Source organism: Paracoccus sp. PAMC 22219, from assembly GCF_000787695.1.
In the GTDB taxonomy this organism is placed as follows: Bacteria; Pseudomonadota; Alphaproteobacteria; order Rhodobacterales; family Rhodobacteraceae; genus Paracoccus.
The window spans coordinates 1-10,426 of record NZ_BBPH01000054.1 but is presented as its reverse complement, the minus strand read 5'-3'; the positions used below and the strand labels follow the sequence as shown (position 1 = coordinate 10,426).

Genomic DNA, 10,426 nt, shown 5'->3' with positions numbered 1-10,426 from the left:
GGCCACCCGGCCGCGCCGTCGCGTCCGGGCCGTCCGGTTCCGATGGCCGAGGGCGCGCCGGTCGCGCGTCCCGTCGATGCCGCCCCCGTCGACGCCCCCCCGCAGCCGGTCGACCGTCCCGCACCCGACCGTCCCGCACCGGCGATGGCCCGCGATCTGGCAGTCGCCGTCCGGTCCGAGATCACCCTGCCGGCGGGTCTTGCCGAAACCCTGGCAGAGATGCCGTTCGGCACCGATCCGCAAGCGCCGGCCGCCAGCCGCGCCACAGCGGCCGCGGGTCCCGCTTGGCAAGCGGCGTCGCAGGACCCGCGCCCGGTCCTGCAGCAGGTCACCGACGCGTTGGTCAGCACCCGCGGCGACCGGACCGAGATCGCCCTGTCCCCCGAGGAGCTGGGCCGCATCCGCCTGGTCATGTCCGGCCTGGATCGCGGCCAGATCACCATCTGGGCCGAGCGTCCCGAGACGCTGGACCTGGTGCGCCGCAATGCCGACCTGCTGACCCAGCAGCTGGCCGATGCGGGCGTGACCGCGGGCAGCCTGGATTTCCGCCGCGACGACCGCAGCGGCGGGCAGGCCGCGCAGGGTGGGCCGACCGACGACGACGACATTCCCCTTTCGGCCACCCCCGTGCGGGTCCGCATGTCGCCCACCGCGCTGAGCGACCGCCGCCTGGACATCAGATTATAGGAGCCTTTCATGGTTGACGCGATCACCAGCCCGACAGTGACCATCCCTGCGACCACCACCGCCACGACGGGTTCGGGCGGCTTCGCGGGTGCCAGCGCGGGAGGGGATTTTCAGACCTTCCTGACCATGCTGACGGCCCAGCTGCAGAATCAGGACCCGCTGAACCCGATGGAGAGCACCGACTTTGCGATCCAGTTGGCGACGTTCGCCGGGGTCGAACAGGCCGCGCTGAGCAACAAGTTCCTGGAACAGATGGCCGGCCAGGCCGGGGGCGCGGGCATCGCCGGCTGGATCGGCAAGGAGGCGCGGACCACCGCGCCGGTCTGGTTCGGCGACGACGCCATCACCCTGGACGTGGTGCCTCACTCATTGGCCGACAGCGTGCAACTGGTCACGCGCGACGCGCAGGGCCGCGAGGTCACGCGCGAGGAGATTGGCCCCGGAGAGGGTCAGATCGACTGGCTGGGCCGCACCGCCGAGGGCACCAAGCTGCCGGACGGGCTGTACAGCTTTACCCTGGAGAACCGGCGTGGCGGCGAGATGATCCTGGAGAGCAAGGTCGGCGCCTATGCCCGCATCGTCGAGGCGCAGTTCGACGCCAGCGGCGGGCGGGTCGTGTTCGAGGGCGGCGCCTCGGCCCCTGCGGGAGAGATCACCGCCCTGCGCGACGCGGGCTGACGCACCGAAGGGTCGCGATCCCGCCACCCCGACGGATGGGGATGACAGCGCCGCAGGCGACGCCGCGGCGCGGTGCCCCTCCCCTGCCGCGCGACGCCACGGAACAGGGTCGGCATCGTGACCGGGGCGGATCCGGGATTTGTACGGACCATGACGGGACGGTGGCCATCCGTTTGCCCCGCGCCTGATGACCCGGACGGTCAGGCGCGGTCGTCCAGGCGCGGCAGGAAGCTGCCGCCAAGGCCCGCGATGGCGGCGCGGATGCGTTCGGTGGCCGGGCTGGGCGCGCGGTCGGCGCGGTGCAGCAGGTACCAGCTGCGCTGGATCGGCAGGCCGATGGCCTGCAGCGCGACCAGGCGGCCGGTGCGCAATTCCTCGGTGCAGGTGTGCTGAGAGATCAGCGCAATGCCAAGGCCCGCGATGACGGCCTGCTTGATCGTCTCGTTCGTGCCCATCTCGGTCGCGCGCCAGGGGGGGCCCTCGCCGATGCGGTCCAGGAAACGGGTCATCAGGATGCGGGTGCCGGACCCCTCCTCGCGCGACAGGAAGGTCTGGGACAGCAGGTCCATCGGCATCACCGGGTCCTGGTTGGCAAGCGGATGGTCGGGGGCGGCGATGATGATATGCGGATGCGGACCAACGGGGGCGGCGATCACGGCGGGTTCGCGCGGGGGGCGGCCCATGATCGCCAGGTCCAGCTCGTCCGCGGCCAGGGCGGCCAAGATCGCGTCGCGGTTGCCGATGCGCAGCGTCACCTCGATCCGCGGCAGGGCGCGTTGCAGCGTGGCGACCAGGAACGGCGCGAAATACTTGCCGGTCGACACCACCCCCAGGACCACGTTGCCGCTGTGACCCTGGGCCAGGGACGCGACCTCGCGCCCGGCGCGGGCCAAGGCGGTGGCGATCTGCGCCTCGGCCAGCAGCAAGGCACGACCCTGCGCGGTGGCGCGGAAGGCGCCGTGTTCGGCGCGTTGCAGCAAGGGTGCGCCTGCCAGATCTTCCAACGATTTCAGCTGACTGTGGATCGCGGGCGGGCTGAGGCCCAGCTGCGCCGCGGCCAAGGTCAGGCTGCCGCTGTCGGCGACCGCGCGCAGGGCGCGCAGCTGGCGCAGGGTGACGGCGTCGTGGCGCATCTTCAGCTTTCCTGAATGTATCTTCCGCCTTATTAAATTTTCCGAAACGGCATCGCCTGTCAATCTCCTCTTGCAGCAATCGCACCGGGGGAGGGGACGATGACCGAAGCGACCATCGACACGGACCTGATCCCGGCCGATCTGCAGGGCTGCCTGGATGATCTGGCGCGCCATCTGGGCACCGGGGCTGCGCTGCGGGGCAAGGGGCTGCGCTGGATCAGCCGGGCGGACCAAGCCACGCCCGACGACGGCGATCCGCAGGGTGCGCTGGCACTGGCCATCGCGCCGCCCCTGCCCGATCAGCCGGATGCGAATGCCCCCGCGGGCACCATATTCGCGATCTTTGACGCCGGGGCCACGGCGCGGGACAGCTTTCTGCGCCCGGCGCGGCGGATGCGGGCGGCGGGATACGTGATGCGCGGGCCGCGTACCCTGATGGCGTTGACCTGCGGCGATGGCGTTCAGGTGCAGGCGCTGAACGGTTGGGCCTTCGGGATGGAGCGGGCGCGGATCACCCTGCCCGACACGGTGCGCGACCTGGCCATCGACATGTCGCAATACCGCCACTGGCCACGCCCGGTGCGCGCCTATGTCGACGACTGCCTGGCCGGGGCCGAGGGGCCGCGCGGGCGCAACATCGACCTGCGCTGGACCCCGTCGCTGGTGGCCGAGGCGCATCGCATCCTGATGCGCGGCGGCATCTATCTGGCGCCCGCCGATGCGCGGTCGGGCCATGGGCGGGGCAGCCTGTCGATGCTGCATCAGGCGGCGCCCATCGCGTTTCTGGTCGAACAGGCCGGGGGACGGGCGACGGACGGCGCGCTGCCGATCCTGGACGCGGTGATCACCGGGTTCGACAGCCGCACGCCGCTGGTCTTCGGCTGTGCCGACAAGGTCGACCGCGTCGCCGCCTATCACGACCTGCCCGAGGCCGAGGTCTCTGCCCTGTTCGGCCATCGCGGCCTGTTTCGCACCTGAGGACCCCATGAGCCACAAGCATCCCATCATCTCGGTCACCGGCAGTTCGGGCGCGGGCACCACGACGGTCAAGTCGACCTTCGACCAGATCTTTCGCCGCGAGGGCATCACCGCCGTCAGCATCGAGGGCGATGCCTTTCACCGCTATGACCGCGCCGCGATGAAGGCGGAACTGGCCGCCCGGCTGGCCGCGGGCGACGCGACCTTCAGCCATTTCAGCTATGACGCCAACGAATTGCAGGCGCTGGAGGAGATCTTTCGCGTCTATGGCGAAACGGGGCGCGGCCAGACCCGCCATTACGTCCATGACGACCGCGAGGCGGAACGCTGGGGCAGCGCGCCCGGCACCTTTACGGATTGGGCGCCTTTTCCGGATGGCAGCGACCTGCTGTTCTATGAGGGGCTGCACGGGGCGGTGGCCAATGACACGGTCAACCTGGCGGCGCTTGCCGATCTGAAGATCGGCGTGGTGCCGGTGATCAATCTGGAATGGACCCAGAAGATCCACCGCGACAGCGCCCAGCGCGGCTATTCGACCGAGGCCGTGACCGACACGATCCTGCGGCGCATGCACGCCTATGTGCACTGCATCTGTCCCCAGTTCACACAGACCGACATCAATTTCCAGCGGGTGCCGGTGGTCGACACGTCGAACCCGTTCATCGCGCGCTGGATTCCCACCGCCGACGAAAGCCTGGTGGTGATCCGGTTCCGCAACCCGCGCGGCATCGATTTTCCCTATCTGACCTCGATGATCGACGGATCGTGGATGAGCCGCGCCAATTCGATCGTCGTGCCCGGACCCAAGATGGACCTGGCGATGCAGCTGATCCTGACGCCGATGATCCTGCGCCTGACCCATGACGCCAAGCGCGCCTGACCCCTTTCACGGAGGACTGACCATGAACGAGATGCCAGCCAAGATGCCCACCGACAAGATGGACGCGAAAAAGCGGTACTCTGCCGGGGTGCTGAAATACGCGCAGATGGGATATTGGGAGCCGGACTATGTCCCCAAGGAAACCGACATCATCGCGCTGTTCCGCATCACGCCGCAGGACGGGGTCGATGCGGTCGAGGCTGCGGCGGCCGTGGCGGGCGAAAGCAGCACCGCGACCTGGACCGTGGTCTGGACCGACCGCCTGACGAACTGCGACAAGTACCGCGCCAAGGCCTATCGCGTGGACCCTGTTCCCAACAGCCCCGGAGAGTTCTTTGCCTATATCGCCTATGACCTGGACCTGTTCGAGGGGGGCAGCATCGCCAACCTGACCGCGTCGATCATCGGCAACGTCTTTGGGTTCAAGCCGCTGAAGGCCCTGCGGCTGGAGGACATGCGCCTGCCCGTGGCCTATGTGAAGACGTTCCAAGGCCCCGCCACCGGCATCGTGGTCGAGCGCGAACGCCTGAACTGCTATGGCCGCCCGCTGCTGGGGGCCACGGTGAAACCCAAGCTGGGCCTGTCGGGGCGCAACTATGGCCGCGTCGTCTATGAGGCGCTGAAGGGCGGTCTGGATTTCACCAAGGATGACGAGAACATCAACAGCCAGCCCTTCATGCATTGGCGCGACCGGTTCCTGTATTGCATGGAGGCGGTGAACCGCGCGTCCGCGGCGACCGGAGAGGTCAAGGGCACCTATCTCAACGTCACCGCCGGCACGATGGAGGAGATGTACGCCCGCGCCGAGTTCGCGAAATCGCTTGGCTCGATCATCGTCATGATCGATCTGGTGATCGGGTACACCGCGATCCAGTCGATGGCCAAATGGGCGCGCGACAACGACATGATCCTGCACCTGCACCGGGCCGGGCACAGCACCTATACCCGCCAGCGCAACCACGGCGTCAGCTTTCGCGTGATCGCGAAATGGATGCGGCTGTCGGGGGTCGACCACCTGCATGCGGGCACCGTCGTGGGCAAGCTGGAGGGTGATCCGGCGACTACCAAGGGATATTACGACATCTTCCGCGAAGAGCGGAATCCCATGGCGCTGGAGAACGGGATCTTCTTCGACCAGGAATGGGCGTCCCTGAACAAGATGATGCCGGTCGCTTCGGGCGGCATCCATGCGGGGCAGATGCATCAGCTGCTGCACTACCTGGGCGAGGATGTGGTCCTGCAGTTCGGCGGCGGCACGATCGGCCACCCGCACGGCATCGCCGCCGGCGCGCAGGCCAACCGCGTCGCGCTGGAGGCGATGGTGTTCGCGCGCAATTCGGGCCGCGACATCTGGAACGAGGGCGAGGACATCCTGCGCGACGCCGCCCGCACCTGCACGCCGCTGAAGCAGGCGCTGGATGTCTGGAAGGACGTCAGCTTCAACTATGCCTCGACCGATGCGCCCGATTTCGCGCCCACCCCCGAAGTGTCCCACTGAGGAACAAGCCCATGAAAATGACGCAAGGCCAGTTCAGTTTCCTGCCCGACCTGTCGGATGACGACATCCGCGTGCAGGCCCAGTACGCCATCGACAAGGGCTGGGCCGTGTCGGTCGAATACACCGACGACCCGCATCCCCGGAACACGTACTGGGAGATGTGGGGCCACCCGATGTTCGACAACCCGGACGCCGCCGCGGTGGTGTTCGAAGTCAACGAATGCCGCAAGTTGCATGGCGGGGTCTATATCCGCGTCATCGCGTTCGACGCGTCGCCCGGTTGGGAATCGATCCGCATGGCGATGATCGTGAACCGCCCCGCAGTGGAACCCGGCTTTCGGCTGGTGCGCCAGGAGGGCGAGGGCCGGTCGGTCCGGTACAGCATCGAGAGCTATGCCATGCGCGAGCCCGAGGCGCCCGCTATCCCTGAGAGGCTGCTCCTCCGACAGGGCCGGGTCCGGGCGGTGTCCTCCCATCGCCCGGACACATTCCACGCAAAGGTGCATGATGACCCAAGATGTCCCGACCCATGTCGATCTGGCCCAGGATTTCGCCGACAGCGGCGTGGCCGAGGTGCTGGCCGAGCTGGACCGAGAGCTGGTGGGCCTGGCCCCCGTCAAGGCGCGCATCCGCGAGACGGCGGCCCTGCTGCTGGTCGACCGGGCGCGGCGGCGGCTGGGTCTGGCCACGGAAACGCCGACGCTGCACATGAGCTTCACCGGCAATCCCGGCACCGGCAAGACGACCGTGGCGCTGAAGATGGCGGCGCTGCTGCACAGGCTGGGCTATGTCCGCAAGGGGCACCTGGTGACCGTCACGCGCGACGATCTGGTGGGCCAGTATATCGGCCATACCGCCCCCAAGACCAAGGAGGTGCTGAAGAAGGCGATGGGGGGCGTGCTGTTCATCGACGAGGCGTATTACCTGTACCGGGCCGAGAACGAGCGCGATTATGGGCAGGAGGCGATCGAGATCCTGCTGCAGGTGATGGAGAACAACCGCGACGACCTTGTGGTGATCCTGGCGGGGTATGGCGACCGGATGGACCGGTTCTTTGCCTCGAACCCCGGGTTCCGGTCGCGGATCGCGCATCACATCGAGTTTCCCGATTACAGCGACGGCGAGCTGCTGCACATTTCCGAAGGGATGCTGGCGCGGCAGAATTATGTGCTGGATGCGGCGGCGCGGGGGGCCATGGCGCAGTACATCGCGGCGCGGCGCGGGCAGCCGCATTTCGCCAATGCCCGGTCGATCCGCAATGCGCTGGACCGCGCCCGGCTGCGGCAGGCGAACCGGCTGTTCACCGAGGCGCGCGGCCCGCTGGATGCGGCGGCGCTGTCCACGCTGACCGAACCTGATATCCGCGCCAGCCGGGTGTTCGACGGCGGGCTTGACGTGGACCGCGCCAGCAGGCAGGCCGCAGCGGAATAGGAATGGAGACACGCATGGATTTCGACCGCAAGATCAAGATCGCCCCGTCGATCCTGTCCGCCGATTTCGCCAATTTCGGCGCCGAGATCCGCGCCATCGAGGATCAGGGCGCCGATTGGGTCCATGTCGACGTGATGGATGGGCATTTCGTGCCGAACCTGACCTTTGGCCCCCCGGCGGTGAAGGCATTCCGACCGCATGTGAAGACGGTCATGGACGTGCATCTGATGATCGCGCCGGTGGACGCCTATATCGACGCCTATGCCGAGGCGGGTGCCGACATGATCACCGCCCATGTCGAGGCCGGGCCGCATCCGCACCGCACCCTGCAGGCGATCCGCGCGACGGGGAAGAAGGCCGGGATCGCGCTGAACCCCGGCACGCCAGTTGAGGCTGTCGAATACCTGCTGGACCTGTGCGACATGGTGCTGGTGATGACGGTGAACCCTGGTTTCGGGGGGCAGAAGTTCATTCACAGCCAGGTCGACAAGATCGCCCGCCTGCGCGGGATGATCGGCGACCGGCCGATCCATATCCAGGTGGATGGCGGGGTGGACCCGGTGACGGCGCCGCTGGTGGCGCGTGCCGGGGCCGATGTGCTGGTGGCGGGGTCGGCGGTCTTCAAGGGCGGGTCGGTGGACCGGGCCGACGTCTATGGTGCGAACATGCGCGCGATCCGCGAGGCCATCGCGGGGTGAGCATGAGGCAAGGGCGGGGCCATCGAGGCCCCTTCCTTGCCGCGGGGCTGCGCCCCGCCGCATCCCGCATGTGTCATCGCGTTTGACAATGCCGCCCTGCCCGCGTTTCCTGCGCGCCGAACGCAAAGGGAGAGCGCGATGGATCTGGGCATCAAGGGCAAACGGGCACTGGTCTGTGCGGCATCCAAGGGGTTGGGGCGCGGCTGCGCCGAGGCGCTTGCCGAGGCCGGCGTGAACCTGGTCATCAATGCCCGCACCGAGGCCGAGATCACCCAGACCGCCCGCGAGATCGCCGAGCGGCATGGCGTCGAGGTCACCCCCGTCGCCGCCGACATCACCACCGAGGAGGGCCGCGCCCGCGTGCTGGCCGCCGTGGGGCATGCCGACATCCTGATCACCAACGCGGGCGGCCCGCCGCCGGGCAACTGGCAGGACTGGTCGCGCGAGGATTTCATCCGCGCCATCGACGCCAACATGCTGTCGGCCATCGCGCTGATGCAGGCGCTGGTGCCGGGGATGATGGACCGCGGCTGGGGCCGGGTCGTGAACATCACCTCGGGGTCGGTGCGGTCGCCGATCTCGGTCCTGGGACTGTCGAACACGGCGCGGACCGGGCTGACCGGGTTCGTGGCGGGCATGTCGCGGCAGGTCGCGGGCAAGGGCGTCTGCGTGAACAACCTGCTGCCCGGCATCCATGCGACCGACCGCGCCGACAGCCTGGACGGAGGCGTGGCGTCCGCGCAGGGGATCACCGTCGATCAGGCCCGCGCGCAGCGGCAGGCGACCATTCCCACCGGCACCTATGGCACCGCCGCCGATTTCGGCGCGACCTGCGCCTTCCTGTGCAGCCAGCAGGCGCGGTTCATCGTGGGGCAGAACGTGCTGCTGGATGGCGGCGCGCTGAACGTCACGGTCTGAGCGGCCCTGTTGCGAGCCGGGGGCGCGCCTGATAGGCAACCCCGACCGAAACGCCAAGGATTGCCCGTGACCGTGCCCCCCCGCCTGGAAGTTCAGGGATTGACCCGCCGTTTCGACGGACAGGCGGTGGTGGACGATGTCAGCTTTCAGGTCGAGGCGGGCCAGGTGGCCTGCCTGCTGGGTCCGTCGGGCTGCGGCAAATCGACCACGCTGCGCATCGTCGCGGGCGTCGACATGCAGGACCAGGGGCGCATCTGGGTCGACGGTCAGCTGGTCTGCGACACCCAGTTCCGCATCCCCCCCGAACGCCGCGCCATCGGGCTGATGTTCCAGGACTTCGCCCTGTTCCCGCATCTGCCGGTGCGCGAGAACGTGGCATTCGGCCTGGCCGGCGGCTGGAAGGCCAACCGCGACCGGGTGGCCGAGCTGCTGGACCGCGTCCACATGACCGCCCATATCGACAGCTATCCGCATGAATTGTCGGGCGGCGAACAGCAGCGCGTGGCGCTGGCCCGCGCCTTGGCGCCGCGTCCGCGCGTGCTGTTGATGGACGAGCCGTTCAGCGGCCTGGACGAGCGCCTGCGCGACGGCATCCGCGACGAGACGCTGGCCCTGCTGAAGGAGGAGGGCACCGCCGTCCTGCTGGTCACCCACGAGCCGCATGAGGCGATGCGCATGGCCGACCAGATCCTGCTGATGCGGTCGGGCCGGATCGTGCAACAGGGCGCGCCGTATAACCTGTACAATGCGCCGGTCGACCGGCTGGCGGCGGGGTTCTTCAGCGACATCAACGTGTTGACGGGGCGGGTGCAGGGCGCGCTGACCGACACGCCCTTTGGCCAGTTCCTGACGCCCGGCCTGCCCGAGGGGGCAGAGGTCGACATCGTCATCCGCCCCCAGCACCTGAAGATGGATTTCGACCGCGCGGGACAGGGCCCCGCCCCCACCGCCGAAAACGGCAGCGCCGCGCTGGCGCGGGTCACGCGGGCCCGCTACCTGGGTCGCGAATCGCTGGTGGAATTCGCGACCGATGCCGGGGGCATCGCGCTGAACGCGACCGTGCCGGGGGTGTTCCTGCCGCCTGCCGGGACGCCGATGTGGCTGATGCTGCGCCGCGACCGGGTCTTCGTCTTTCCGCGCCGCTAGTCCTGGCCGGTGGCGCGGCGGTAATCGGCCAGCACCTGACCCAGATGCAGCCTGCGCCCCGCCGGATCGGCCAGGGCGTGGCACAGCTTGCGCGCCTTGCGCGACATCTGCCGGCAAGCGCCCGGATTGGCGCGCGCCCAGTCCAGCCGTTCGGTCAGATCGGACCCGTCCTGCGCCATCGGAATGACATGGACCCAAGGGCGGAACAGCCGACCCACGAAGCTTTCCCAGTCGTCGTCCTGGCGGATCACCACAGCGTGGCTGTTGGCCAGAGGCAGCAGGTCCGCGTCCCCTTCGGACCCCGACAGGCACAGGGCGTGGCGGGCGGGCCGGGGCGGGCCCTGCGGCACGGGCGCGCACAGCCCGGCACGGTCCAGCG

General features: G+C 68.7%; 11 protein-coding genes and 1 pseudogene. 10 read left to right on the top strand and 2 right to left on the bottom strand.

What is annotated here, in order from left to right; genetic code table 11:
• Together TY51_RS07105 and TY51_RS07100 are read left to right on the top strand one after the other, a co-directional pair.
• Positions 1–687: flagellar hook-length control protein FliK (locus tag TY51_RS07105; protein ID WP_197054686.1), on the top strand; the 687-nt coding region annotated here is incomplete at its 5' end.
• A 9-nt stretch (positions 688–696) separates the two neighbouring features.
• Positions 697–1,365, top strand: coding sequence for a flagellar hook capping FlgD N-terminal domain-containing protein (locus tag TY51_RS07100; protein WP_042247627.1), 669 nt, complete (start codon positions 697–699; stop codon positions 1,363–1,365).
• 200 nt (positions 1,366–1,565) lie between these two features.
• On the opposite strand, the gene cbbR is transcribed toward TY51_RS07100, so the two are convergent.
• Positions 1,566–2,498 carry a LysR family regulator CbbR gene (cbbR, locus tag TY51_RS07095; RefSeq protein WP_042247625.1) on the bottom strand — a complete coding sequence of 311 codons (933 nt, stop codon included), beginning with the start codon at positions 2,496–2,498 and terminating at the stop codon, positions 1,566–1,568.
• Between the two features lie 99 nt (positions 2,499–2,597).
• On the opposite strand from cbbR, the gene TY51_RS07090 reads away from it, so the two are divergent.
• From TY51_RS07090 to TY51_RS07060, 8 genes and pseudogenes are all read left to right on the top strand, one after another.
• Positions 2,598–3,476 (top strand): hypothetical protein, encoded by an 879-nt coding sequence (locus tag TY51_RS07090; RefSeq protein WP_052649904.1) that lies wholly within the window; start codon positions 2,598–2,600, stop codon positions 3,474–3,476.
• A 7-nt stretch (positions 3,477–3,483) separates the two neighbouring features.
• Positions 3,484–4,356: a phosphoribulokinase gene (locus tag TY51_RS07085; RefSeq protein WP_042247622.1), complete on the top strand. Its 873-nt coding sequence runs from the start codon at positions 3,484–3,486 to the stop codon at positions 4,354–4,356.
• Positions 4,357–4,378: 22 nt separating this feature from the next.
• Entirely contained in the window at positions 4,379–5,854 is a 1,476-nt protein-coding gene (locus tag TY51_RS07080) for a form I ribulose bisphosphate carboxylase large subunit (protein ID WP_042247618.1), read from the top strand.
• Between the two features lie 11 nt (positions 5,855–5,865).
• Positions 5,866–6,243, top strand: a pseudogene (locus TY51_RS20895) (ribulose bisphosphate carboxylase small subunit); the annotation flags it as partial.
• A 118-nt stretch (positions 6,244–6,361) separates the two neighbouring features.
• Complete coding sequence (cbbX, locus tag TY51_RS07075) at positions 6,362–7,285, top strand: CbbX protein (protein ID WP_042247635.1); 924 nt, start codon at positions 6,362–6,364, stop codon at positions 7,283–7,285.
• Between the two features lie 14 nt (positions 7,286–7,299).
• On the top strand, positions 7,300–7,983 hold the full coding sequence (gene rpe / locus TY51_RS07070) for a ribulose-phosphate 3-epimerase (RefSeq protein ID WP_042247632.1): 684 nt from the start codon (positions 7,300–7,302) through the stop codon (positions 7,981–7,983).
• A gap of 138 nt (positions 7,984–8,121) precedes the next feature.
• The gene (locus tag TY51_RS07065; protein WP_042247615.1) at positions 8,122–8,901 is read left to right on the top strand and encodes an SDR family oxidoreductase; all 780 of its coding nucleotides are present in this window, start codon (positions 8,122–8,124) and stop codon (positions 8,899–8,901) included.
• Positions 8,902–8,967: 66 nt separating this feature from the next.
• Positions 8,968–10,047, top strand: a complete 1,080-nt coding sequence (locus TY51_RS07060; protein WP_156117929.1) for an ABC transporter ATP-binding protein — start codon at positions 8,968–8,970, stop codon at positions 10,045–10,047.
• On the opposite strand, the gene TY51_RS07055 is transcribed toward TY51_RS07060, so the two are convergent.
• Positions 10,044–10,426, bottom strand: a 383-nt coding sequence (locus tag TY51_RS07055) for a glycosyl transferase family 90 (protein WP_042247611.1), incomplete at its 5' end; no start/stop codon positions are given. The genes TY51_RS07060 and TY51_RS07055 overlap by 4 nt on opposite strands.